The sequence below is a fragment of the Acidisoma cellulosilyticum genome, assembly GCF_020621385.1.
In the GTDB taxonomy this organism is placed as follows: Bacteria; Pseudomonadota; Alphaproteobacteria; order Acetobacterales; family Acetobacteraceae; genus Acidisoma; species Acidisoma cellulosilyticum.
The window spans coordinates 850,381-872,509 of the sequence record NZ_JAESVA010000002.1; the positions used below are offsets into that span (position 1 = coordinate 850,381).

Here is a 22,129-nt window from a genome sequence, read left to right on the forward strand (position 1 = left end):
TATTCCGGCTGATCTTTGCCAACCGAGCATGACTGGTTTGAAAAACCAGCCCGCCAGACGTCTCCCTAAACTTGGCCGCCGAAATTGGTCCTCGAGAGACATCTCGGCTCAGTCAGTGTGGCTAAATTGTTGCAATTGGGCAAGTCTATTCCCAGGCTTCGCTCCTGCCTGCGCTTGGCGAGGCTGCCGCCTATGACTACAAAAATCGGAAGAACCGTTTCATGCCCAGCCATCTCCCCGTCGCGACCTCCGCGGATGTAACAAATGCTACAATCCGCGAGGTTCTGACTCGCTATAAACGCGTGGCTTTGGTCGGCGCTTCGGCGAAAGCAGAGCGTCCGTCGCATGGCGTCATGGGCTTTTTGCTGCGCCACGGATTCGCGGTGACGCCGGTCAACCCGGGAATCGCCGGGCAGACCATTCACGGCCAAACCGTGGTCGCCAGCCTGGATGACGCCGCCCCGCTCGAAATCGTCGATATCTTCCGCGCCGCCGACCAGGTCGGGCCCGTGGTCGCGGACGCGATCCGCCTGGGGGCGAAGGTGATCTGGATGCAGCTCGGCGTGGTCAATCAGGACGCCGCCGCGGCCGCGCGCGCGGCCGGGCTGACCGTCGTCATTGATCGCTGCCCGGCGATCGAATGGCCGCGTCTGGGACTGAGTGCCGCGCAGTCCTCGGCCGATTAAGTGCCAGCTGAACCACAGCTGTCTTTTCGGTAAGATAACACGGGCGCGATAGACAGAACGCCCGTCCGCCACCAAATCTGCGGTCGAAACACTTTCCTGAACAGGATACCCAATGACCCCCGAGGAACGCGATATCATCTCCCGCTTCGTGCAGCGGGTGGCCGGCGCCCCAACGGCGGGCTCGGTTCCCAGCACGCAGACCTCCCTGCCCCCGGTCGATACCGATGCGGACGGCCATCTGGCCGGTCTGTTCCAGCAATATCCGGAAGCGCGCTATCGCATGACGCAATTCGCCTTCGGGCAGGAACAGGCGCTGCAGGGCGCGGCCCAGCAGCTTCAGGTGCTGCAGCAGGAAAATGCGGCGCTGCGTCAGCAGGTGCAGCAGGTCGTGGCACAGCCTGCAGGCTTCGGCGGCGGCCAACCCCAGCAGGGCGGCGGGTTTTTCAGCCGCATGTTCGGCGGCGGCCAGCCCCAGCAGGGCGGCTATCAGCAGCCCCCCTATTCCCAGCCTTATCCCAACCAGGGCTATGCCCAGCAGCAGCCGGGCTTCGGCGCCCCGCCCCCCGGCTATAACCAGGGCGGCTATAATCAGGGTTACGGCCAGCAGGGCATGATGGCCCAGCGCGGCGGTAGTGGTTTCCTGGGCTCAGCCCTGACGACCGCCGCCGGCGTCGCGGGCGGCATGCTCGCCTTCAACGCGATCGAAGGTCTGTTCACCGACAAGGGTGCGGCCGCGACCGCGGCGGGTGCCGCCGGCGATCAGTCCGGCTGGGCTTCGGTGCCGGATCAGGGCGCGGCCGATAATTCCGGCTGGGGCGGCAATGCGGCCGATAATAGCGGCTGGCAAACCATGCCGGACCAGACGACGCAGGATAACAGCGGCTGGACGGACGATTCCTCGGCCGGCGGCGACAGCAGCTGGGATGACAGCGGCGGTGGCGGCGGCAGCGACGATTGGGTGTGACCCTCGCTTAGCCGTCAGGGGGCCAGGCAACTGGCTCCCTTTTTTTGCCCAGACCTCTCATTCCGCCTATAAAACAAGCGCAAACGGGAATGGGGACAGCATGGTCGAGATCATCCACATCGGCGCCATGGAATTGCGGTTCCTGCACAGCAAACACGATACCGGTGGCATGCTCGACATGTTCGAGATGGTGCTGCACCCCAATGCGGCGATGCCCGTCGCGCATTCGCATCGCGATTGGGAGGAGACGATCTACGGCCTGTCAGGCGTCAGCCGCTGGACCCTGGACGGCACGACCCTCGACCTTCCGGCCGGCGAGAGCCTTTTCATCCCGCGCGGCATTGTCCACGGGTTCGACAATAAAAGCGGGGATGTCGCCCGCTGCCTCGTCATTCTGACCCCCGGCGCCTTGGGGCCTGATTATTTCCGAGAGGTCGCGGCCGCCATTCCGGCCGAGGGACCGCCGGACGTCGCGCGCATGCGGGAGATTATGGGCCGCTATGGTCTGATTCCGGCGCCACCGCGCCCGCGTCCCGATCAGCCGAGCGAAAATCCGGGGAACGGATAAAGCGTGATCAGCGACACGATCGCGCTGAAAGCGACGTCGACCAATACCAGCAAAGCGGCACCGCTCGGCGACAGGCCCAGCACCAGCCGCGCCGTCCACCATTCCAGCCAAAGCGCCCAGCCGTAACCGACCAGCGCCGCCGTCTCCGACAGGATCGACGGCGCATGGAGCAACAGCGGCACCGAGGTCAGCATCAGCAGCACATACTGGGCGAGATTGCTCCAGTTCCAGGCCGCGATGAAACGCGGCCACATCGCTTCCAGACCCAGCATGCGCAGCAAAGGCACAGCGATCAGCGCATAGCCGGCCCAGGAGATCGGATAGCTCAGCAGGTCCAGAATGAGAGCATGTGTGCTCTCCAGCGGTCCTGTCCCGGCCAGCCAATCCATATAGTGAAACAGCACGAAGATCGGGAAAGCGAACAGCGCGGTGATGAAGCTGCGCCGCGTGGCCGACAGGTCATTCGTGAAGGACCGGGCACCCTCGGGCCGGCCGAAGGTGAGCATGGCAATGCCGCGGGCAGAGAGCGCGATCTCCTGCGCCCAAAGGCGCAAACCCTGCTTGGCGCCGTCGCTCATCCTGGCGGCAGCGGCGACGACCCACCGGCCGCCATGGCGATCAGCTGCGGCCCCGCCACCAGCGCGATGGTCAGCATATTGATGATGACGACCAGCAGAATCGCTCGTCCCACGCTCAGCGCCAAAGCATGCCGCGCCAGAAACCAATGCAGCCAGAAGGCATAGCCCAGCAGCAGGCAGCAGAGCACGATGACGATCGGACGCAGCGGCAGACCTGCCTGAACCAGAATGCCGGCCAGAATCACCAGGGCGGCCCCCAGCACCGGAAGCACCCATTGGCACCAGTTGAAGGCGGTCGCGAATCGGTACCAGCCGGCTTCCCGCCCCCAGCGCTTGACCAGGGAGAAGGACAGCACCGGCGGCGCCAGGATGGCGACGAGAGAGGCGAGGAAGTCGGTCATGCCGTCCTGCACGCGCCCTTGCATCGCCATCAGCGCACAACCGACGAGCGGAAAAGCGATCATCGGCGCGAGGCTCGACAGGAAGGCTTCCGGTCCGCTGCCGATTTCTGTCAGGCCGCCGGCCTTGCCGCGACAGATCAGGAATATGCCGCGCAGGATATTGGCGCGCCCCGGCTTCGCGTTCATGCCCTGCCCCATCATGCCGAGAAACGCTCCAGCACCGTCGCGTAAGCGCCGGCCAGCGCGCGAAGATCCGCGACCGTCGTCTGCTCGTCCAGCTTATGCATGCTTTGCCCGACGAGGCCGAATTCGGCGACCGGACAGAGATGCGTGATGAACCGCGCGTCCGACGTGCCGCCACCGGTATCGAGTTTCGGCGTTCTGCCGAAAACCTCACCCAGAACCTCGGCCAGTTTCTCGACCTCGCCGCCCGGATCGGTCAGGAAACTCTCACCGGTGCGATGAAAGGCAATCGTCGCGCCAGGGGCGTGACGTTCAGCCTCGGCCATAATCCAAGCCTCCAGGCTCGCCGCGCTATGGGCATCGTTATAGCGGATATTGAGCTTGGCTGTGGCCCTGGCCGGAATGACATTGGTCGCCGGATTGCCGACATCGACGCTCGTGACCTGCAGCGAGGACGGCTGAAACCAGCGATTGCCCTCATCCAGCCGATGCGTCACCAGCGCCTGTAACAAGGCCAGCAACTTGTGGATGGGATTGTCCGCCAGATGCGGATAGGCCGCATGGCCTTGAACGCCCGGCACGGCGATCGCCGCACTCAAGCTGCCGCGACGACCGATTTTGATGATATCGCCCAGCGCCTCAGGGTTGGTCGGCTCGCCGACCAGGCAGAAATCCGGGACCTCGCCCTGCGCGCGCATCCAGTCGACGACGCGGACGGTGCCATCGCGCGCCGGCCCTTCCTCGTCCCCGGTGATGAGCAGCGAGACCGAGCCCCGCAGCTTGCCGGCGTCCTTGGCCTGGGCGACGCCGGCCACGAAAGCCGCGATCGCCGCCTTCATGTCGCAGGCGCCACGGCCATACAGAATGCCGTCCGCCACCACCCCGCCGAAGGGATCAAAGGTCCAGCCTTCGCCCGGCGGCACCACGTCCGTATGACCCGCGAAGCAGAAATGCGGTCCCTCGGTCCCGAGACGCGCATAGAGATTGGGCGTCTCCCCGAAGGGCAGCCGGTTGATGGTGAAGCCCAGCGCCGACAGCGCCTCCGCCAGCACATCCTGGGCGCCGGCATCGGCCGGCGTCACCGACGCGCAGCGCAGCAGAGCCTGCGCCAGCGGCAACGGATCGGTCAGGGCTTGCAGCGAGAGGTCGGGCAAACTCACGTCCGCAGAAGGTCGTTGATGGAGGTCTTCTCCCGCGTGCGCTGATCGACGCGCTTGACGATGACGGCGCAGGCGAGCGAGGGGCCCGGCGTGCCATCCGGCAGCGGCTTGCCCGGCAGCGTGCCCGGAACCACCACGGAATAAGCCGGAACGCGGCCCTGGAAAATTTCGCCACTGGCACGGTCGATGATCTTGGTCGAGGCGCCAAGGAAGACGCCCATGGAAATGACCGAGCCACGCTCGACGATGAAGCCTTCGGCGACTTCCGACCGCGCGCCGATGAAGCAATCGTCTTCGATCACGACCGGATTGGCCTGCAAGGGTTCCAGCACGCCGCCCAGACCGACGCCGCCGCTGATATGGCAGTTGCGGCCGACCTGCGCACAGGACCCGACGGTCGACCAGGTATCGATCATCGTGCCTTCGCCGACATAGGCGCCGACATTCACGAAAGACGGCATCAGCACGACGTTGCGGGCGATGAAGGCCGAACGGCGCACGATCGCGCCCGGCACGGCACGGAAACCGGCATCGGCGAAGCGATTGTCGCCCCAGCCCTCAAACTTCATCGGCACCTTGTCATAGACGGGCGCACCGCCGGCCCCTGGCACCGCGACGCTGTCCTGCAGACGGAAGGACAGCAGCACAGCCTTCTTCAGCCACTGATTGACCTGCCAGCCGCTCGCGCTCGGCTCGGCCACGCGTGCCTCGCCCGATTCCAGCAAGGCCAACGCCGCATCGACGGCATCACGGTCGGCGCCCCTCGTTTTCGACGAAATCTCGGTGCGGCGATCCCACAGGGCATCGATCAGCGGGGCCAGTTCAGGAGCGGCCAGACTCGCGCTCGTCATATCAGTCTCCATCCGGGAAGCGGCGGACCTTTAAGCCCCCGGCCGATCCTGTCAACGCAAGAGCATTGTTTCGTGGGACTGAGACCATGTGGTCAGCGCCACCCCGGCCGATCGGAAGGCATCGGCCAGGCGCGGGCTGGTCAAGGCGGCAAGCTCTGCCTCATGCTCATAGCTTGGCATAAAACGATCCAGCAGCGCGTCGCGGCCGGCCGCCGGGTGGAAATAGAGTTCCGAAAGGCCCGGCGGCAGGCGGGGAATGAGCCGTAGCAGCCGATCCTCGGTCATATGGCCGCTCCAGGCGATGCCGAAGGCATGGTCATTGGTCTGCAGTTTGGCCCGCCGCGCTTGCCCGCGCAGCAACTGCGTCCAGGCCAGCAGCGCCCGCGCGCCAGGACCCTGCGGAACATCAAGGGATGCCATGACACCCGCCGGCTCGGCCGGAATGCGCAGCGCGCGCAGGCCGTATTGCTGGCCGGCCGCGATCATCATCTGCCCGACGACAGGATGCAGATGCATATGCTTATGGGCATTGGCATGGTCCAGCGTCAGGCCGGTCGCGGCGAAGGTGCGGAATTGCGCCGCGATCTCCCGGCTCAACTGCGCCCGCACCCGCGCGTTGAAGGCGTAGCGCAGGCCAAGGCCGAGCTGATCCGAGGGGATGCGCCCCTCCCCGTCCAACAGCGCCGCGATCTCCCCCGGCGGCAGAACCGCCGGACCTTCGATGGCGACGATATGCAGGCCGAGCTTCAGATCCGGCATCGTCCGCGCCCGGCGCAGGGCATCGACGGCGGCGTCGCCCGCGACCATCAGGCTCGCGGTCGACAGCAGCCCATTGCGATGGGCGCGCTCGATACCCTCATTGACGGCGATGGACAGGCCGAAATCATCGGCGGAGATGATGGCGCGGCGGCGATCATCCGTCATGCGCGGCGTCATGCCGCGTACCTACCCGTGGTGGTGCCGTCAGCGGTAGACCCGCGTGACAAGCACGCGGGCGACAGCTTTGAACAAGACAGCGCCTTAGGCAGCGATCTTGTGACGCTCGCGCAGGAACTGGAAGAATTCCACGCCCTCGCGCAGACGGCGCACCAGCATCTGCCGGCTGCCCAGCATCTCCCATACGATGGAGCCGATCTTGGACCGGCGGAAGTAGAAGCGCTTGTAGAAGACTTCCACGTTATCGAAGATTTCCTGGTGCGTCAGATGCTCGTAGCTCAGCGGCGCAATCTGGATGCCGCTGTCGTCGATCAGCTCGGCGTTTTTCGCGTCCAGCCAGCCGTTTTCCAGCGCCTGCTTATAGAGTGCCGTGCCCGGATAGGGCGCGGCCAGCGAAACCTGGATGGTATGCGGATTGATACGGGTCGCGAACTGGATCGTTTCCTCGATCGTCTCCTTGGTCTCGCCGGGCAGACCGAGGATGAAGGTGCCGTGGATCTTGATGCCGAGTTCGTGGCAGTCCTTGGTGAATTGCTCGGCCGTCGTGACCAGCATGCCCTTCTTGATATTGTGCAAGATCTGCTGATTACCGCTCTCGTAGCCGACGAGCAGCAGGCGCAGGCCGTTGGCCTTCAGCACTTCCAGCGTCTTGCGCGGCACATTGGCCTTGGCATTGCAGGACCAGGTGACGCCAAGCTTGCCGAGTTCCTTGGCGATTTCCTCGGAGCGCGGCAGGTTGTCGGTGAAGGTATCGTCGTCGAAGAAGAATTCCTTAACCTGCGGGAAGTCCTTCATCGCCTGCTTGATTTCCGCCGCCACATGTTCGGGGCTGCGCACGCGGTAGCGATGGCCGCCGACCGTCTGCGGCCAAAGACAGAAGGTGCAGCGGGACTTGCAGCCGCGCCCCGTATAGATCGAAATATAGGGGTGCTGCAGATAGCCGATGAAATAGTCTTCGATCTTCAGATCGCGCTTATAGACGTCGGTCACGAAGGGCAGCTGATCCATGTCTTCCAGGATCGCGCGGTCGCGGTTGTGCTTCAACGCGCCGGTCGCGTCGCGGTAGGAGATGCCGTCGACCTCCGCCCAGTCACGACCTTCCGCGATCTCCTTGATCGTGAAGTCGAACTCGTTGCGGGCGACGAAATCGATGGCCGTGGAGGCGGCCAGGCTCTCGGTCGGCTGCACCGCGACCTTGGCGCCGACGAAGCCGATCTTCACGGCCGGATTGGCCTGCTTGATCTGCTCGGCGACCTTGACGTCGTTCTGGAAGGACGGCGTCGAGGTGTGGATGATGACGAGGTCGCGGTCCTTCACATCGGCCAGGATCGGCTCCATGCCCATGCGGGCCGGCGGTGCATCGATCAGGCGGCTGCCGGGCACGAGTGCCGCAGGCTGAGCCAGCCAAGTCGGGTACCAAAAGGATTTGATTTCCCGCCGCGCCTGGTAGCGGGAGCCCGCGCCCCCGTCGAAACCGTCGAAAGAGGGCGGCTGCAGGAACAGTGTCTTCATCATAGCTGATTGATACCCCGAGTAAGGCGGCCTGTCTTGCCGAAGCGTAGTCTACCGAAACCAAGCCAGCCAGAGCCGGCCCCGAACTGCTGGCGATCAGAAACGGCAGCCATGCTGTTGCCGCGCCAGACGACACGATTGCCAAGATAGCTGGCAACCAGAACCGACAGCGAGAAAATTTCTCGCGCAGGCAGCAGCCAGCCGGAAAAACGCCCTCGCCCGAGTTGGCGCGTCACTGCCTGAAGCAGCAAGGCGCGCAAAATCCAGACCGAGGCCGCGAAGATCACAGACCACCAGGCAAAACCGGCGGTCAGGATGGTCATCAAGCCCCAGAAGACCGGGAACTGAAGGGCGGTCGTCGCATAGGTGACCGGCTCCAGCGCGCGGATGGTGCGCGCCCAGCGCAGCTCATGCGCAAAAAGCGCGCGGATGCTGTCCTCGGAAACCGTCGTGACGACAAGGCCGGAGATCAGCGCGATGCGCTGGCCGGTGGCCCGGACCAGCCGGCCAAGGGCGAAATCATCGGCCAGATGCGGCAGCAGCGCCGGAAAGCCGCCAACGGCATCCAGCGTCTCACGCCGCAGCGCGATCGCCGCCCCCAGACAGTCCTGCCGGCCGAGCACGCGCCCGACCATCACGCCCGGCAAAAAAATGTGGTTGATCTGCGCGGCACCGAAAGGCCCGACTATGCCGGGCCGGCTGGCGACCCCGGTATAGAGTGCCGTCACCAGACCGATATCCGGCTCTGCCAGCCCCGCCACCACGCGTTCCAGAAAATGGGGCGTCACATGCACATCCGAGTCGGCCAGGACGATGACGTCATGCCGCGCGGCGGACCACATGTTGATGAGGTTCGCGATCTTGCGATTGCCGCCATGCTGCGTCTCATCGACGATCAGCGTTATGTCGCGGTTCGGAAAAATCGCCTGGAGCTTTTCGACCACGGGAATCGCCGGGTCGTTGGCGTCCTGGACGCCGAAGACAATCTGATATTCGGGATAGGACTGCGTGCAGAAGGACGCGAGGGCGGCCTCCAGCAGCGGTTCGTCGCCCTTCAGCGGCTTGAGAATCGTAACTGCCGGCCGGTCGGTCAATTGCGGCCGCGCACGCTGGTTGAAGCGCTTCAATGCCTGCCACGCTCCGCCCGCCTGCACCAGGCCGGCTGCGGAGAAGAGAGCCGTTACGTCGGCGAGCAGGGTCAAGGCCTGAAGGCTCCTAACGGTTCAAGAACTGATCGCACCAGCCGAAAGGGTCGAGACTTTCTGCTCCAGACTGGCGATCAGCTGCGTGGCGTTGCCGTCCGATAGCAGAGAGGCGAAATCGGATCGCTGCACCGCAACACGGCTGATTGTTCCGTCTAGCAAAATATCCTGGATTTTCCAGCCCGCTGTCGCCTGCCCCATCACATAATCGATGCGCCAACTGTCGCCCGAAGGCTTGGCGAGCAGGCTTGTCACCACCTGCTCCGCCCCGACGCTGCGGGTCTGGGGCGATATGGAGGAGACCTCGCCGTTATAGCTTTGAAAATTCGCGACATAGGTCGCGATGATGAAGCTGCGGAAAACCTGTTGCAGCTTCTGCTGCTGGGCCGCCGGCAGCCCGCTCCAATAGGACCCGACCGAAATGCGCAGAATGCGCGGCAGATCGAAGACCTGATCCACAATCGGCGCCAGTGTCTGGAACCGCTGCAGGAAGGGCGTCTGCTCGCCCGCCTTCATGATAGAGATCAGACCTGCATTGAGCGCGCTGACGGGCGCCGTCGGCGAACCGGACGCTGTCTGGGCAAACGCCCCCACGGGAAAAAGCGCCGTGGAACAGACCGCCGCCAGAAGAAACCGTCGTGACCGCAGCATCATGCTATGTCGCGGCCACGGGGACCGCCCTCCAAAATCTTCTTAACCCGCACCTTGCCTTACCGTCGGACATCGTCGGCGTGCCACAGAACGAGGAGGAGTAAACCGCCATCCGCAAGCTGGCTTCGGCGTTCAATCTGCGACGCCGGCTGAAACGTGCGGCGCGGTTGTACCTAAGGCCGGACCGAAAACAAGTGTCACTCGCCGTGACCTTGCCCCTCACCTGCCCACGGCTTTGTGAACTGGCCGATTGCAATGCAGCAAAACCTTGCTCAGGCTTCGGCAATTGCTTATCCCGTGATATGAGTGGCTTGCGAGCCATCATGACTTAGGCCCGTCGTTGCCCCCTGTTCCGGGACGTCCGGCCAAGGATTTTTGGAGAAGACCAGACATATGCGTGTCCTCCTCGCCCAGCCGCGCGGCTTTTGTGCTGGCGTCGTTCGCGCGATCGATATCGTGGAACGTGCCCTCAAGAAATACGGCCCGCCGATCTATGTGCGGCATGAGATCGTCCATAACCGTCATGTCGTCGAGGATCTGCGCCAGCGCGGCGCCGTGTTCGTCGATGAGTTGGATGAGGTGCCGGAAGGCGCCATCACCGTCTTCAGTGCCCATGGCGTTGCCAAAAAGGTGCAGGATGAGGCCGTCAGCCTTGGTCTGCCGGTGATCGACGCCACCTGCCCGCTTGTCGCCAAGGTCCATGCCGAAGGCCGCCGCTATGCGTCCCAGGAGCGTGAGATCGTGCTCATCGGCCATGCCGGCCATGCCGAGGTCGAAGGCACGATCGGCCAAATCCCGGCCAAGGTTCATCTGGTGCAGACGGTTGCCGACGTCGCGACGCTCGACGTCTCGGATGCCGACAAGCTTGCCTACGTGACCCAGACGACTCTGTCGGTCGATGATACGCGCGGCATTATCCAGGCGCTGCAGACCCGATTCCCGACCATCATGGGACCGGACGTGCGCGATATCTGTTATGCCACTCAGAATAGGCAACAGGCCGTGCGTGATCTGGCACGGGAAGTCGACGTCATTCTGGTCGTCGGCTCCCGGAACAGTTCCAATTCGAATCGCCTGCGCGAACTCGGCGAAGAACTTGGTTGCCGCTCCTACCTCATCGATGATGAAAAAGGGCTGAAGTCCGAGTGGTTCGACGGTATCGACCGCGTCGGTGTCACCGCCGGTGCTTCCGCCCCGGAAGTGCTGGTCCAAAACGTGCTTGATGGCCTGCGCCAGTTCGGCGAGGTCGAGGTCGGCCTGCTCGATGGCGTGCCGGAAGATGTTCGTTTCCGCCTGCCGCCCGAAGTGGCGGATGTCGCTTAACAATAGGGGCTGACCACTTATGGGTGTTCCACTCAATCAAGCGCTCCGCGTTGGCGCCTATGTCGTCAAACAGCATCTCATCGGCAACAAGCGCTACCCGCTGGTGCTGATGCTGGAGCCGCTATTCCGCTGCAACCTGGCCTGCAACGGCTGCGGCAAGATCGATTACCCGGCGCCGATCCTCAACCAGCGCCTGACAGTCGAGGAATGCCTGGAGGCAGCCGACGAATGCGGCGCGCCGATCGTCGCCATCGCGGGCGGCGAGCCGCTGCTGCACAAGGAAATGCCGCAGATCATCGAGGGCCTTCTGAAGCGCGGCAAGTTCATCTATCTCTGCACGAACGCGCTGCTGCTTGAGAAGAAGATCGACCTCTACAAGCCGCACAAGAACTTCGCCTGGGATATCCATCTCGATGGTGACCAGGAAATGCACGACAACGCCGTGAGCCAGGAAGGCACCTATGATGTCGCCGTCCGCGCCATCAAGAACGCCAAGGCGCGCGGCTTCCGCCTGTGCATCAACACGACGCTGTTCGACGGCGCGCAGCCCGAGCGGGTCGGCAAGTTCATCGACAGCGCGATGGATCTCGGCATCGACGGCGTGATGATCTCACCCGGCTATGCGTATGAGCGCGCGCCCGACCGCGAGCATTTCCTCAACCGCCAGAAGACCAAGGAATTGTTCCGCGGCATCTTCCGCTACGGCAAGGGCCGCAAGTGGAAGTTCAACCAGTCGGCGCTGTTCCTGGACTTCCTGGCCGGTAACCAGACCTTCCATTGCACGCCCTGGGGCAAGCCCGCGCGCAACGTGTTCGGCTGGCAGCGCCCCTGCTATCTGCTCGGCGAAGGCTATACCAAGACCTATGCCGAACTGATGGCCACGACGGATTGGGACGCTTACGGCACCGGCAATTACGAGAAATGCGCCGACTGCATGGTGCATTCCGGCTATGAGGCGACCGCCGTCATGGAAGCCATCCGTCACCCGATCAAGATGGCCGTCTCCGCCATTCGCGGGCCGAAGACGGAAGGGGCCATGGCCGCCGAAATCCCACTCGATAACCAACGGCCGGCCGACTACGCCGTGTTCAGCCGCCATGTCGAAGAGCGGATGGAAGAGCTGGCAGCTAAGTCACCGAAGGTTCGCGTTACCCGCAGCAAGGCCCCTGAGGCTTTCGGCACCGCGGATTAAGGTTCTCCGCCCTCGGGCGGCGTCGCGGCCAAGGGCGATTAGACCGAGGATTTGCTGGGGATGGCGGGCCAATATGCCCGCCATTTTCATTGGTGCGATGCGGCCTGCCTCATCCAGGGCTTCGATCGCAGCGCTCGGCAGATCGCGCGACGCGGGATCGCAGACGGCGCGCAATACCGCGAAAGGCAAGCCCCTCGCCGCTGCCACCTCGGCCACGGCCCCGCTTTCGAGATCGATCGCAGCCGCACCCGTCTGCCGCCAAAGCCGGTCCTTGTCGGCAGCCAAGCCCACAACACCGTCGCCCGCGAGCAAAAAATCCACCTGCTGGCCGACAGTCAGCAAAACGCGGGAGAGAGCGGGATCGCAGTCGTAAACCTGGCCCTGATGCAAGACCCTGCAGGGCACGACCGCCACACCGGCCGCGAGCGCCGGGTCAAGCCCGCCGGCCAGACCAAAGCTGATCAACGCTGTCGCGCCGTCGGCCACCAGACGTTCGGCCATTTTCCGCGCACCCTGGGGCATTCCCCCACCGATCGCGACCGCGCAGCCGGCCCGCTGCGCTATCCGCGCTTCCGCGACCATGCCGACGATAATGCCAAGTCCAGAAATGGCGGCCTCCGACTTCCCTTGGACAAAGAAACGACTCAGTTTCCACAAGTCATACACTTTGCCCAGACTGCGAGCCAGAAAACGAAAGCGAGGTTGCCCTCAAGAAAAGACCTGAGTTTGTTCAGCCCAGGTCTTTCGTCAGGCCGATCATCATCGGCTTGCAATCAGCTTTTCACGACCTTCGGCGGCAGCACGATCTGCAAAGACAATTCCCGCATCCGCTCCGGCGTCACCTCGGCCGGCGCACCCATCATCAGATCCTCGCCGCCCTGGTTGAGCGGGAAGAGGATGACCTCTCGGATATTGGGCTCGTCCGCCAGCAGCATGACCATGCGGTCGACGCCCGGCGCCGAACCGCCATGCGGCGGCGCGCCGTAGCGGAAGGCCTGCAGCATGCCGCCGAAACGGGCTTCCACGACATCGGCGCCATAGCCCGCGATCTCGAAAGCCCGCAGCATGATGTCCGGGCGATGGTTGCGAATGGCCCCGGACGACAGCTCGATGCCGTTACAGACGATGTCGTATTGGAAAGCGTTGATCGTCAGCGGGTCCTGATTGTTCAGCGCCTCCAGCCCGCCCTGCGGCATGGAGAAGGGGTTGTGGCTGAAATCGATCTTCCCCGTCTCTTCGTTCAGCTCATACATCGGGAAATCGGTGATCCAGCAGAAGCGGAAGGCGTTCTCCTCGATCAGACCCAGATCGGTGCCGAGTTTGGTGCGCACGGCGCCCGCGAATTTCGGCGTCACGTCCGGCTTGCCGGCAGCGAAGAAGACCGCGTCGCCGGGCCCGACGCCGCAGGCGGCCGCGATGGCAGCTGCACGGTCGGCTTCCAGGTTCTTGGCGATCGGACCCTTCGGACCCTCGGCGTCGAAGGTGATATAGCCCAGGCCGCCTGCCCCCTCGGCCCGCGCCCATTCATTGAGCTTATCGAAAAAGGAGCGCGGATTGCCGCCCGCACCCGGCGCCGGAATGGCGCGGATAATGCCGCCCGAGGCCGCGATCTTGGCAAAAAGCCCGAAACCCGAATCGGCGAAATGCGCCGTGACGTCGGTGATCTTGATCGGATTGCGCAGATCCGGCTTGTCCGAGCCATAGACGAGCAGTGATTCGGCATAGGGAATGCGCGGAAAGGGCGTCGGCGTTACGCTGCGACCGTTGCCGAATTCCTCGAAGACACCCGCCATCACCGGCTCGATCGTGTTGAAGACGTCTTCCTGGGTCACGAAGCTCATCTCGAAATCGAGCTGGTAGAATTCGCCAGGGCTGCGGTCGGCACGCGCCGCCTCGTCCCGGAAGCAGGGCGCGATCTGGAAATAGCGGTCGAAACCCGCGACCATGGCAAGCTGCTTGAACTGCTGCGGTGCCTGCGGCAGGGCGTAGAATTTGCCGGGATGGTTGCGCGCGGGCACCAGAAAGTCCCGCGCCCCTTCCGGCGATGAGGCCGTCAGGATCGGGGTCTGGAACTCGACAAATCCCTGATCGACCATCCGCCGGCGCAGCGAGGCGATAACCTGCGCGCGCAGCATGATGTTGCGGTGAACGCGATCGCGGCGCAGGTCGAGGAAGCGGTATTTCAGCCGCAGATCGTCCGGGTAGTTCTGATCGCCGGCAACCTGAATGGGCAGCACATCGGCGGAGGACTGAACCTCCAGCGCGCGGACGCGCAGCTCTATCCCGCCCGTCGGCAGGCGCGGATTAACCGTGGAAGGCTCGCGCAGCACGACCTCGCCGGTGACGGTGATGACGCTTTCGACGCGCAACTCATCCGCGGCCGCAAAGGATTCGGAACCTGCCGGCAGCACGATTTGGGTCAGGCCGAAATGGTCGCGCAGGTCGATGAACAGCAGGCCGCCATGATCGCGCTTGCTATGAACCCAGCCGGACAGCCGGGCGGTGACGCCGGCATCGGTGGTGCGCAAAGCGCCACAATGATGGGTGCGATAGGAATGCATGAGCGAAGGGTCCTGGTGATCAACGAAGCCGGGCGGGCAACAAGGCGCGGCCTCCCGGCGCTGTCAAGCTTTTGGACGCGTTGGCTGGGCGGCTGAGGGCGGTTTCGGTTCCGGCCCACCCAATCTTGCGCGCACGCGCTTTTTCTTGTTCCTAAAAATGGAACATGATAGTCACGGATCATGCAGGTGATCGCACTCCGCATGCTTCGGGAGTTCTGGCACGAGCACCCGCGCGCTGAATTGCCGTTGCGAGCCTGGCACAGTCTGGTTTCCAAGGCGGACTGGTCAGGTCCCGCGGACATCCGCCGGATGTTCGGGGCCGCTGACTTCGTCGGCGACAACCGCGTCATCTTCGATATCGGCGGCAATAAATACCGGATAGTGGCGCATATCGCCTACCGCCATCATCGCGTGCTCATCAAGTTCGTCGGCAAGCACAGCGACTATGACCGTATCAACCCGGAGACCGTCTGATGGACATTCGACCGATCCGCACCGAGGCGGATTATGATTGGGCGCTTAGGGAAATAGAGCCTTATTTCACGCATGAACCCCTGTTCGGCTCGCCGGAAGCTGATCGGTTTGACGTGCTCGCCACCCTCATCGCGGGATACGAGCGCCAATATCATCCAGTTGACGCCCCTGATCCGGTCGAGGTGGTGCGCTTTTACATGGAGCAGAACAATCTTGGGCAATCCGAACTTGCCTCCGTGCTCGGATCACGCTCGCGGGCCAGCGAATTCCTGGCCGGGCGCCGCAATCTCAGCCTGGCGATGATCAGCCTCATCCGTGCTGCGTGGGGCATACCGGCTGATCTACTGATCAGAGAGCAGACGGCAGTCGCCTGACCCAGGCGAAAGCGCCTGAGCACGAGCCGACCCGCAGGCCTGCCGCGCCCGGGGGACGATTTGCGAGCGTCGCCCGGCCGCCCTATCCTTCCGCTCAAGCAATCGAAAAGCAGATCGATGGATAATGATTCCGGCTGGGCGGCCCAAACCATCACCCTGATCACCCATATGCCGGGCAGGCCGGACGAGAAGCTGACCCTTGCCTGCCGCTGGGTGGAACTGGTGCAGGCCTGGGACGGCGTGCAGGATGCCTATTTCCTTATTTCGGGTGTTGAAACGTCGGAAATCGTCCAGAAATCCTGGGTTTTCGTGACCTTCAAGGATTCACGCGGCAAGACCCATCACTATCCCATCTATGGCGCAGTCGCGCAGGGTCCGCACGCGCTCCGCCTGCCGCGAACACCGCACCAATCGGTCTGAAACCACCGCGCCCGCGTTGCGGCTGGCCGCGCCATCCCCATCTCCCTGACCGATAGACTGGGAATGGAGCAAGGCATGGCACTCTTCGGCGGCACAATTCGGGAGGGCCTCCCCTACCCTCTGGGCGCCACCTGGACCGGCCTCGGCGTGAATTTCGCGCTCTTTTCCGCCAATGCGACCAAGGTCGAGCTTTGCCTGTTCGACGATCAGGGCGAGCGCGAAATCGAACGCATTCCGCTTCCTGAATATACGAATGAAATCTTTCACGGCTTCATTCCGGATCTGAGCCCAGGCACCTATTACGCCTATCGCGTCCATGGCCCTTACGAGCCCGATGCCGGGCATCGCTTCAACCCGAACAAGCTGGTGCTGGACCCCTATGCCAAGGCCGTGGTCGGCGAGCTGACCTGGGATCATGCGCTGTTTGGCTATACGATCGGCCATCCCGACGCCGACCTATCCTATGACGAGCGCGACAGCGCGCCCTTCATGCCGCGCTGCCGGGTGATCGACCCCGCCTTCACCTGGGGCCGGGACCATCCGCCCGCCGTGCCCTGGGAGCGGACAGTCATCTACGAAGCCCATGTGCGCGGCCTGACGCGGCTGCACCCCGCTCTGCCGCCCGAGACCCGCGGGACGTTCCGCGGCCTCGCCTCCCCGCCCATGCTGCAGCATTTCCGCAAGCTGGGGGTGACGACGGTCGAGATCCTGCCCATCCACCGTTTCGCGGACGATTCCTATCTCGTCGAAAAAGGCCTGACGAATTACTGGGGCTATAACACCTTCAGCTTCTTCGCCCCGGCCCGGCGCTACGCCCAGGTGGCCGAGACCGCTTATTCCGAATTCAAGGAAATGGTGGCGCGCCTGCATGATTCCGGGATCGAGATCATCCTCGACGTCGTCTACAACCACACCGCCGAAGGGAATGAGCTGGGTCCGACGCTGTCCTTCAAGGGCATTGACAACGCAAGCTACTACCGCCTGCTGCCGGATCAGAAGCGCTACTACATCAACGATACCGGCACCGGAAACACCCTCAACCTCAGCCATCCTTCCACCATCCGCATGGTGACGGACAGCCTGCGCTACTGGGTGACGGAAATGCATGTCGACGGTTTCCGCTTCGACCTCGGCACCATTCTGGCGCGCGAGCCGCATGGCTTCGATGAGCAGTCAGGCTTCCTCAAGGCCGTGCAACAGGACCCGGCGCTGAGTGCGGTGAAGCTGATCGCCGAACCCTGGGATTGCGGACCCGGCGGCTATCAGGTCGGCGGCTTTCCGCCCGGCTGGGGCGAATGGAACGACAAATTCCGCGATACCGTGCGCGGCTTCTGGAAAGGCGATGACGGGCAGATGGCCGATCTCGCCTCCCGCCTCACCGGCTCGGCCGATCTGTTCGGCCGGCGCGGCCGCAAGCCCTGGGCCTCGGTCAATTTCATCACCTCGCATGACGGTTTCACGCTGAATGATCTCGTCAGCTTCAACGACAAGCATAATGAGGCGAATGGCGAGAACAACCAGGACGGGCATTCCCATAATCTGAGCTGGAATTGCGGCGCCGAAGGCCCGACCGATGATCCTGAGATCCAGGGCCTGCGCATCCGCCAGATGCGCAATATGCTGGCGACCTTGTTCCTGTCCAAAGGCACGCCCATGCTGCTGGCCGGTGACGAGATGGCGCGCACCCAGCTGGGCAATAACAATGCCTATTGCCAGGATAACGAGGTCAGCTGGCTGAACTGGGAGATGGGACCGGAGGCGGAAGCGATGATGCGCTTCACGGCGCGCCTTTCGGCGCTGCGCCGCCGCTTCCCGCTACTCACGCGCGGTCGCTTCCTCAACGGCCAATGGGATGAGACGCTGGAACTGAAGGACGTCACCTGGCTGGCGCCGGACGCGACCGAAATGGCCGATGACCAATGGGGCGAGGGTCACGCCCGCTGTCTGGGCGTGCTGCTGGACGGTCGTGCGCAGGAAACCGGCATCGTGCAGCGCGGCCGGGACGCGACGCTGCTGCTGATCCTCAACGCCTATCACGATGTGGTGGAATTCACCTTGCCCGAGGTCGTGGGCGGCCGGGAATGGCGCCTGCTGGTCGATACCAATCTCGATGACGAGGCCGTCGACCCGGAACCGCGTTTCGCCTTCGACCACAGCTATGAGGTGACCGGGCGATCTCTGCTTCTGTTCGAACTGGTCCTGGAGCCGAGCTACGGCAGTGCGCGGACCAAGCGCCGCGCCGTACATGTGCGGCCGCCGAAGCCAATACCCGTCACCACCGCCGTCTCAGACGATATCGCGCAGATCGAAACCGCCTATCCGGCGGCGGTGGAAGAACCGCCGCCGGACCCTGCCGCGCTCATCGGCGAAGACGCATAAAAAAGGGGGGAGGCCCGACGGCCTCCCCCCTTTTTTGTCTTCAAATTAATCCGTCAGCCCTGGGTGAACCCGGCGCTGTCAGCTTCCATCTTGCAGGCGAAGAAGCCGTGGCTGGCGCTGCCTGCGCCGGACTGCACGATCTTGTACGTCTTGCTCATGCCATTCGACCAGACGATGGTATCGCCCTGGCAATGATCCTGCGCCGCCGCGATGGTCGAGAAACGGTGATGCGCGCCAAGGCCCGTCGTCGCACCGTTGACGAGGCTCGACTGCGACGCCGATTGCGCGAAGGCGCCAGTGCTGATGGCAAGGCCACCGAAAATCGTCAGGGCGGATAGCAGCTTGGTATTGATCATGGCTTAGTCTCCTCATTCTGTTCAGGCGGCCTTTGCCGCTCACTCCGACCCGAATTGGCGCCGTCCCGAAAGTTTGCAAGGGCTGGCGCGGCAGAGGAGTATGCCAACGCCACCGCTTGATGTTTATGACACCGATATGATCAGGCGGCCGCGAGGGCCGCGCTCAAGCTTTCGTCCAAGGGGGTCGTTTTCCGCCCGATGAGGCCGGACAGCGCCTGCCCGTCATCGAACAGGACATCATCGGCCGCCGCCGCACTGCTGTCGGAGACCAGTTCAGCGATCGGTTCCGGCAGGCCGACGCCCAGCAGGGCCGCCTTGTACTCAGCCTGCGGCATGTCCATATATTTGACAGGCTTGTCGCCGCTCGCCCGGCTCAGCGCCGCCGCGAATTCCGGCAGCGTGAAGGCATTATCCCCGGCGAGTTCAAAAACTTGGCTGGCCGGCAGGCTGTCGGAGGTCAGCACCACGGCGGCGGCGGCGGCATAATCGGCACGCGGCGCGGCCGAGATGCGGCCCTCGCCCGAACTGCCCAGCACGACGCCATGGGCCAGCGCCGGGGCGATCGCGCCGAAATAATTCTCCGTATACCAGCCGTTGCGCAGCAGGGCATAAGCCAGGCCCGACTCCCGCAGGGCCAGCTCCGTCGCGCGATGATCGGCTGCCAGGCCGAGCGGCGAGACATCGGCATGCAGCACGCTGGTATAGGCGATGAAAGACACACCGGCTGCCTTGGCCGCCGCGATCACGGCCGCATGCTGGCCGATGCGATGGGCCAGATCGTTCGAGGAGATCAGCAGCAGTCGGTCGATCCCGGCCAGCGCCGCGGCCAAGGTATCGGGACGGTCATAGTCAGCAATCCGCCAATCGACGCCCTGGGACGCGAAGCTGGCGCCTGCCGCTTCGCTGCGGACCAGGGCCACAATCCGGTCCGCGGCGACCGTTTTCAGCAATTCGGCAACCACCAGCCGGCCAAGCTGGCCGCTGGCGCCGGTCAAGGCAATACGAGATTGATTGTCTGACATCGTTGATTCTCCTAAGGTCTCAAACTGAGACTATTGGTAGAATGTCTAGGTCAGGGGCGTAAGACGGCAGTTTTTTCTCCCCTGGTTACCGGAGGATAACCACCTTGGCTGATGTGGCAGAGGCAATCCTGCGATCAAGCGCGATCGCGGCGCAGTTCGGGATCTGGGAGGAGCGTGACTTCGATGCGGGCCGCTGCCCGATGCGTAATGTCCTGGACCGGATCGGTGACAAGTGGACCATGCTGGTCCTGATGGCGCTGGCTGGCGAACCGCGCCGATTCGGCGTGTTGCTGCGCATGGTGCCCGATATCTCAAAGCGCATGCTGACCCAGACGCTGCGGCTTCTGGAACGCGACGGGCTGGTCACCCGCCATGTTTTCGCGACCACGCCCCCCAGCGTCGAATATCGCCTGTCTCCGCTCGGCCTGTCTGCCCTTGAACCGCTCCACGCCCTTGCGCAATGGGCGGACGCCAATTTCGCCACCATCCGCGCGTCCCGCGCCAGATATGACGATGGCTTGGCCAGAACGGACCCGTGAGGCTTTGACAGCGGAGCGCGGCCCTATAGAAAGACCTTATGTCGCGTCAGTCCCGTACCGAGTTTCCAACCCCCGTTTTCATCACCGACAGTGACGAGCTCGCCGCGCTCTGCGCGCGTCTGGAGGCCGAGCCCTTCGTCACCATCGACACCGAATTCATCCGCGAGCGCACCTATTGGCCGGAACTCTGCGTCGTGCAGCTGGGCGGGGAAAACGACGTGGCGGTGATCGACGCCCAGGCGGAGGGCATCGATATGGCCCCGCTCGGTGCGCTGCTCGCCAACGACCGCGTCACCAAAGTCTTCCACGCCGCGCGACAGGATGTGGAGATTTTCCTGCTGATGTTCGGCGCGACGCCGACCCCGATCTTCGATACGCAGGTGGCTGCCATGGTCGCCGGTTTCGGCGATCAGGTTGGGTATGATGCCCTGGTCTCCTCGCTGACCGGCACCCAGATCGACAAGTCTCACCGTTTCAGCGACTGGTCGGCGCGTCCCCTCTCCGCCTCTCAGCTTTCCTATGCGGCAGCGGACGTGACGCATCTCAGGACCGTCTATCAGAAGCTGCTGGCGCGGCTGGAGCGCGAGAATCGCGGCGACTGGGTGCAGGAGGAGATGGCGGCATTGACCGACCCCGGCCTCTACCGCACCGATCCTGAGACGATGTGGCAGCGCCTTAAGCTGCGCCCCAGCAATCGCCGGCAGGCCGGTCTGCTGCGCGCTATCGCGGCCTGGCGGGAGCGTGAGGCCCAGCGCGTCAATATTCCCCGCGGGCGGCTGTTGAAGGATGAGGCGATCCCTGAGATCGCGGCGCTGGCACCCGACAGCGCCGAGGCGCTGACCCGCGCGCGCGGCATTACCCGTGGCTTCGCGGAGGGCAAAAGCGGCGTATCGCTGCTTGCCGCCATTGCCGAATCGAAATCGTTTCCGGACGATGCTTTGCCGGAGATTGCACCGCGCGGGGAGCGCGAAGGCCCCCGCGCGTCACCCGCTCTGGTTGCTCTGCTGCGTGTCCTGCTGGCGGCGAAAAGCGAGGAGCATGGGGTCGCACCGCGCCTTCTCGCCTCCTCCGACGATCTCGACAAGCTGGCGACGGAGGCCGAACCGCAAGTGCCGGCGACGCAGGGTTGGCGCCGCCGGATGTTCGGTGAGGATGCAATGGCTTTGCGGGATGGGCGAGTGGCACTTGCGACAAGGGGGAAGCGCATCCGGCTTATTCACCTGGATGCGGAAACGCCGGCCCCGGAAACCGAAGCCTGAGGCAAGCGGCCGGGGCTTACGCCTCGGCCATGTCTTCCATCCGGTCCTCGTCCTGATCCATGGACTTGGCCATCGCCTTGCTGACGCCGCGTCCACGCGCGGGTGAAGCGGGGCCGCGAGACTTGGCGGTTTTCGGCAGGTCCTGCCGCGACTGACGCTCAGCGCGGCGTTCCAGACTCTCGATCTTCATTGTCAAAGCGTCGACCTGTTCCGAGGCTTCGACATGAGCCAGTCGCAGATCCTTGTTCTTGAATCGCAACGTTGCATTCGCCCGCTCCAACTTTTCAATGCGAGCGCGCAGTTCTTCCTTGCTGGCGGCAGATGATGCGGCGGCCAGTTTTGCAGAAGCCTTATTGGCTGATGATACGGCAGAAGATTTGGCGACCGCAGAGCGGGGCATCTCCGCTGTCTTCGTCCGGCCGCCGGCTTTGGGCTTAGTCGTCATCGCTCGGGCCATAGAGCAACCCTCCTCAAGTTTGCGGTTCTCAAAAGTTTTCGCTGGTACCTACGCGCGATATGTGTTCGCAGTTGCGATTGG

Annotated in this window: 24 protein-coding genes; 11 read left to right on the forward strand and 13 right to left on the reverse strand. The window is 63.7% G+C overall.

Annotated elements, in window-relative coordinates; all coding sequences use genetic code 11:
- Nucleotides 1-221: 221 nt before the first annotated feature.
- The 3 genes from ACELLULO517_RS08505 (at nucleotide 222) to ACELLULO517_RS08515 (ending at nucleotide 2,218) form a co-directional block, all read left to right on the forward strand.
- Nucleotides 222-686 (forward strand): CoA-binding protein, encoded by a 465-nt coding sequence (locus ACELLULO517_RS08505; RefSeq protein ID WP_227306865.1) that lies wholly within the window; start codon nucleotides 222-224, stop codon nucleotides 684-686.
- A gap of 112 nt (nucleotides 687-798) precedes the next feature.
- On the forward strand, nucleotides 799-1,650 hold the full coding sequence (locus ACELLULO517_RS08510; protein WP_227306866.1) for a DUF2076 domain-containing protein: 852 nt from the start codon (nucleotides 799-801) through the stop codon (nucleotides 1,648-1,650).
- Between the two features lie 100 nt (nucleotides 1,651-1,750).
- Nucleotides 1,751-2,218: a cupin domain-containing protein gene (locus tag ACELLULO517_RS08515; RefSeq protein WP_227306867.1), complete on the forward strand. Its 468-nt coding sequence runs from the start codon at nucleotides 1,751-1,753 to the stop codon at nucleotides 2,216-2,218.
- On the opposite strand, the gene ACELLULO517_RS08520 is transcribed toward ACELLULO517_RS08515, so the two are convergent.
- The 8 genes from ACELLULO517_RS08520 to ACELLULO517_RS08555 form a co-directional block, all read right to left on the reverse strand.
- Nucleotides 2,188-2,796: a hypothetical protein gene (locus ACELLULO517_RS08520; RefSeq protein ID WP_227306868.1), complete on the reverse strand. Its 609-nt coding sequence runs from the start codon at nucleotides 2,794-2,796 to the stop codon at nucleotides 2,188-2,190. The two genes, ACELLULO517_RS08515 and ACELLULO517_RS08520, sit on opposite strands and share 31 nt — an antisense overlap.
- The gene (locus ACELLULO517_RS08525; protein WP_227306869.1) at nucleotides 2,793-3,383 is read right to left on the reverse strand and encodes a hypothetical protein; all 591 of its coding nucleotides are present in this window, start codon (nucleotides 3,381-3,383) and stop codon (nucleotides 2,793-2,795) included. Before ACELLULO517_RS08525 ends, ACELLULO517_RS08520 begins: the two co-directional genes overlap by 4 nt.
- 11 nt (nucleotides 3,384-3,394) lie before the next feature.
- On the reverse strand, nucleotides 3,395-4,534 hold the full coding sequence (dapE, locus tag ACELLULO517_RS08530; protein ID WP_264481419.1) for a succinyl-diaminopimelate desuccinylase: 1,140 nt from the start codon (nucleotides 4,532-4,534) through the stop codon (nucleotides 3,395-3,397).
- A 2-nt stretch (nucleotides 4,535-4,536) separates the two neighbouring features.
- Nucleotides 4,537-5,391, reverse strand: a complete 855-nt coding sequence (dapD, locus tag ACELLULO517_RS08535; protein WP_227306871.1) for a 2,3,4,5-tetrahydropyridine-2,6-dicarboxylate N-succinyltransferase — start codon at nucleotides 5,389-5,391, stop codon at nucleotides 4,537-4,539.
- 51 nt (nucleotides 5,392-5,442) lie between these two features.
- On the reverse strand, nucleotides 5,443-6,327 hold the full coding sequence (gene hpnK, locus ACELLULO517_RS08540; RefSeq protein WP_227306872.1) for a hopanoid biosynthesis-associated protein HpnK: 885 nt from the start codon (nucleotides 6,325-6,327) through the stop codon (nucleotides 5,443-5,445).
- 84 nt (nucleotides 6,328-6,411) lie between these two features.
- Complete coding sequence (gene hpnJ / locus ACELLULO517_RS08545; RefSeq protein WP_227306873.1) at nucleotides 6,412-7,842, reverse strand: hopanoid biosynthesis associated radical SAM protein HpnJ; 1,431 nt, start codon at nucleotides 7,840-7,842, stop codon at nucleotides 6,412-6,414.
- On the reverse strand, nucleotides 7,839-9,041 hold the full coding sequence (hpnI, locus tag ACELLULO517_RS08550; RefSeq protein ID WP_227306874.1) for a bacteriohopanetetrol glucosamine biosynthesis glycosyltransferase HpnI: 1,203 nt from the start codon (nucleotides 9,039-9,041) through the stop codon (nucleotides 7,839-7,841). Before hpnI ends, hpnJ begins: the two co-directional genes overlap by 4 nt.
- A 21-nt stretch (nucleotides 9,042-9,062) precedes the next feature.
- Nucleotides 9,063-9,695, reverse strand: a complete 633-nt coding sequence (locus ACELLULO517_RS08555; protein ID WP_227306875.1) for an ABC transporter substrate-binding protein — start codon at nucleotides 9,693-9,695, stop codon at nucleotides 9,063-9,065.
- A gap of 390 nt (nucleotides 9,696-10,085) precedes the next feature.
- On the opposite strand from ACELLULO517_RS08555, the gene ispH reads away from it, so the two are divergent.
- Nucleotides 10,086-11,015, forward strand: coding sequence for a 4-hydroxy-3-methylbut-2-enyl diphosphate reductase (gene ispH, locus ACELLULO517_RS08560; protein WP_227306876.1), 930 nt, complete (start codon nucleotides 10,086-10,088; stop codon nucleotides 11,013-11,015).
- 19 nt (nucleotides 11,016-11,034) lie between these two features.
- Entirely contained in the window at nucleotides 11,035-12,207 is a 1,173-nt protein-coding gene (gene hpnH / locus ACELLULO517_RS08565) for an adenosyl-hopene transferase HpnH (RefSeq protein WP_227306877.1), read from the forward strand.
- Here hpnH and ACELLULO517_RS08570 read toward each other — a convergent pair.
- Both ACELLULO517_RS08570 and aspS read right to left on the reverse strand, forming a co-directional pair.
- On the reverse strand, nucleotides 12,148-12,864 hold the full coding sequence (locus ACELLULO517_RS08570; RefSeq protein WP_227306878.1) for a phosphorylase family protein: 717 nt from the start codon (nucleotides 12,862-12,864) through the stop codon (nucleotides 12,148-12,150). The genes hpnH and ACELLULO517_RS08570 overlap by 60 nt on opposite strands.
- Before the next feature lie 116 nt (nucleotides 12,865-12,980).
- Nucleotides 12,981-14,768, reverse strand: a complete 1,788-nt coding sequence (aspS, locus tag ACELLULO517_RS08575) for an aspartate--tRNA ligase (RefSeq protein ID WP_227306879.1) — start codon at nucleotides 14,766-14,768, stop codon at nucleotides 12,981-12,983.
- A 180-nt stretch (nucleotides 14,769-14,948) separates the two neighbouring features.
- On the opposite strand from aspS, the gene ACELLULO517_RS08580 reads away from it, so the two are divergent.
- From ACELLULO517_RS08580 to glgX, 4 genes are all read left to right on the forward strand, one after another.
- A complete protein-coding gene (locus tag ACELLULO517_RS08580; RefSeq protein ID WP_227306880.1) occupies nucleotides 14,949-15,242 on the forward strand; it encodes a type II toxin-antitoxin system HigB family toxin in 294 nt (97 codons plus the stop codon).
- Complete coding sequence (locus ACELLULO517_RS08585) at nucleotides 15,242-15,616, forward strand: helix-turn-helix domain-containing protein (RefSeq protein ID WP_227306881.1); 375 nt, start codon at nucleotides 15,242-15,244, stop codon at nucleotides 15,614-15,616. Before ACELLULO517_RS08580 ends, ACELLULO517_RS08585 begins: the two co-directional genes overlap by 1 nt.
- A gap of 117 nt (nucleotides 15,617-15,733) precedes the next feature.
- Nucleotides 15,734-16,036, forward strand: coding sequence for a hypothetical protein (locus ACELLULO517_RS08590; protein ID WP_227306882.1), 303 nt, complete (start codon nucleotides 15,734-15,736; stop codon nucleotides 16,034-16,036).
- 75 nt (nucleotides 16,037-16,111) lie between these two features.
- The gene (gene glgX, locus ACELLULO517_RS08595; protein ID WP_227306883.1) at nucleotides 16,112-18,415 is read left to right on the forward strand and encodes a glycogen debranching protein GlgX; all 2,304 of its coding nucleotides are present in this window, start codon (nucleotides 16,112-16,114) and stop codon (nucleotides 18,413-18,415) included.
- Nucleotides 18,416-18,468: 53 nt separating this feature from the next.
- On the opposite strand, the gene ACELLULO517_RS08600 is transcribed toward glgX, so the two are convergent.
- Together ACELLULO517_RS08600 and ACELLULO517_RS08605 are read right to left on the reverse strand one after the other, a co-directional pair.
- Nucleotides 18,469-18,771 (reverse strand): hypothetical protein, encoded by a 303-nt coding sequence (locus ACELLULO517_RS08600; RefSeq protein WP_227306884.1) that lies wholly within the window; start codon nucleotides 18,769-18,771, stop codon nucleotides 18,469-18,471.
- A 140-nt stretch (nucleotides 18,772-18,911) separates the two neighbouring features.
- Nucleotides 18,912-19,793, reverse strand: a complete 882-nt coding sequence (locus tag ACELLULO517_RS08605) for an NAD(P)H-binding protein (RefSeq protein ID WP_227306885.1) — start codon at nucleotides 19,791-19,793, stop codon at nucleotides 18,912-18,914.
- A 113-nt stretch (nucleotides 19,794-19,906) separates the two neighbouring features.
- Here ACELLULO517_RS08605 and ACELLULO517_RS08610 point away from each other — a divergent pair, with 113 nt between their 5' ends.
- Nucleotides 19,907-20,332 carry a winged helix-turn-helix transcriptional regulator gene (locus ACELLULO517_RS08610; protein ID WP_227306935.1) on the forward strand — a complete coding sequence of 142 codons (426 nt, stop codon included), beginning with the start codon at nucleotides 19,907-19,909 and terminating at the stop codon, nucleotides 20,330-20,332.
- A 38-nt stretch (nucleotides 20,333-20,370) separates the two neighbouring features.
- Complete coding sequence (gene rnd / locus ACELLULO517_RS08615) at nucleotides 20,371-21,591, forward strand: ribonuclease D (RefSeq protein ID WP_227306886.1); 1,221 nt, start codon at nucleotides 20,371-20,373, stop codon at nucleotides 21,589-21,591.
- A gap of 16 nt (nucleotides 21,592-21,607) precedes the next feature.
- Here the strand turns inward: rnd and ACELLULO517_RS08620 are convergent, their stop codons facing one another.
- On the reverse strand, nucleotides 21,608-21,991 hold the full coding sequence (locus tag ACELLULO517_RS08620; RefSeq protein ID WP_227306887.1) for a hypothetical protein: 384 nt from the start codon (nucleotides 21,989-21,991) through the stop codon (nucleotides 21,608-21,610).
- Between the last annotated feature and the right edge of the window lie 138 nt (nucleotides 21,992-22,129).

Excerpts from the sequence above, each read along its gene's own strand:
- hpnH (WP_227306877.1), top strand. The coding sequence starts at position 11,035 with ATGGGTGTTCCACTCAATCAAGCGCTCCGCGTTGGCGCCTATGTCGTC.
- ACELLULO517_RS08525 (WP_227306869.1), bottom strand. The coding sequence starts at position 3,383 with ATGAACGCGAAGCCGGGGCGCGCCAATATCCTGCGCGGCATATTCCTG.
- hpnK (WP_227306872.1), bottom strand. The coding sequence starts at position 6,327 with ATGACGCCGCGCATGACGGATGATCGCCGCCGCGCCATCATCTCCGCC.
- glgX (WP_227306883.1), top strand. The coding sequence starts at position 16,112 with ATGGCACTCTTCGGCGGCACAATTCGGGAGGGCCTCCCCTACCCTCTG.
- ACELLULO517_RS08605 (WP_227306885.1), bottom strand. The coding sequence starts at position 19,793 with ATGTCAGACAATCAATCTCGTATTGCCTTGACCGGCGCCAGCGGCCAG.
- ACELLULO517_RS08555 (WP_227306875.1), bottom strand. The coding sequence starts at position 9,695 with ATGATGCTGCGGTCACGACGGTTTCTTCTGGCGGCGGTCTGTTCCACG.
- dapD (WP_227306871.1), bottom strand. The coding sequence starts at position 5,391 with ATGACGAGCGCGAGTCTGGCCGCTCCTGAACTGGCCCCGCTGATCGAT.
- ACELLULO517_RS08585 (WP_227306881.1), top strand. The coding sequence starts at position 15,242 with ATGGACATTCGACCGATCCGCACCGAGGCGGATTATGATTGGGCGCTT.
- ACELLULO517_RS08580 (WP_227306880.1), top strand. The coding sequence starts at position 14,949 with ATGCAGGTGATCGCACTCCGCATGCTTCGGGAGTTCTGGCACGAGCAC.
- ACELLULO517_RS08600 (WP_227306884.1), bottom strand. The coding sequence starts at position 18,771 with ATGATCAATACCAAGCTGCTATCCGCCCTGACGATTTTCGGTGGCCTT.
- ACELLULO517_RS08620 (WP_227306887.1), bottom strand. The coding sequence starts at position 21,991 with ATGCCCCGCTCTGCGGTCGCCAAATCTTCTGCCGTATCATCAGCCAAT.
- aspS (WP_227306879.1), bottom strand. The coding sequence starts at position 14,768 with ATGCATTCCTATCGCACCCATCATTGTGGCGCTTTGCGCACCACCGAT.
- ACELLULO517_RS08510 (WP_227306866.1), top strand. The coding sequence starts at position 799 with ATGACCCCCGAGGAACGCGATATCATCTCCCGCTTCGTGCAGCGGGTG.
- ACELLULO517_RS08520 (WP_227306868.1), bottom strand. The coding sequence starts at position 2,796 with ATGAGCGACGGCGCCAAGCAGGGTTTGCGCCTTTGGGCGCAGGAGATC.
- rnd (WP_227306886.1), top strand. The coding sequence starts at position 20,371 with ATGTCGCGTCAGTCCCGTACCGAGTTTCCAACCCCCGTTTTCATCACC.
- ispH (WP_227306876.1), top strand. The coding sequence starts at position 10,086 with ATGCGTGTCCTCCTCGCCCAGCCGCGCGGCTTTTGTGCTGGCGTCGTT.
- ACELLULO517_RS08590 (WP_227306882.1), top strand. The coding sequence starts at position 15,734 with ATGGATAATGATTCCGGCTGGGCGGCCCAAACCATCACCCTGATCACC.
- ACELLULO517_RS08515 (WP_227306867.1), top strand. The coding sequence starts at position 1,751 with ATGGTCGAGATCATCCACATCGGCGCCATGGAATTGCGGTTCCTGCAC.
- hpnJ (WP_227306873.1), bottom strand. The coding sequence starts at position 7,842 with ATGATGAAGACACTGTTCCTGCAGCCGCCCTCTTTCGACGGTTTCGAC.
- ACELLULO517_RS08505 (WP_227306865.1), top strand. The coding sequence starts at position 222 with ATGCCCAGCCATCTCCCCGTCGCGACCTCCGCGGATGTAACAAATGCT.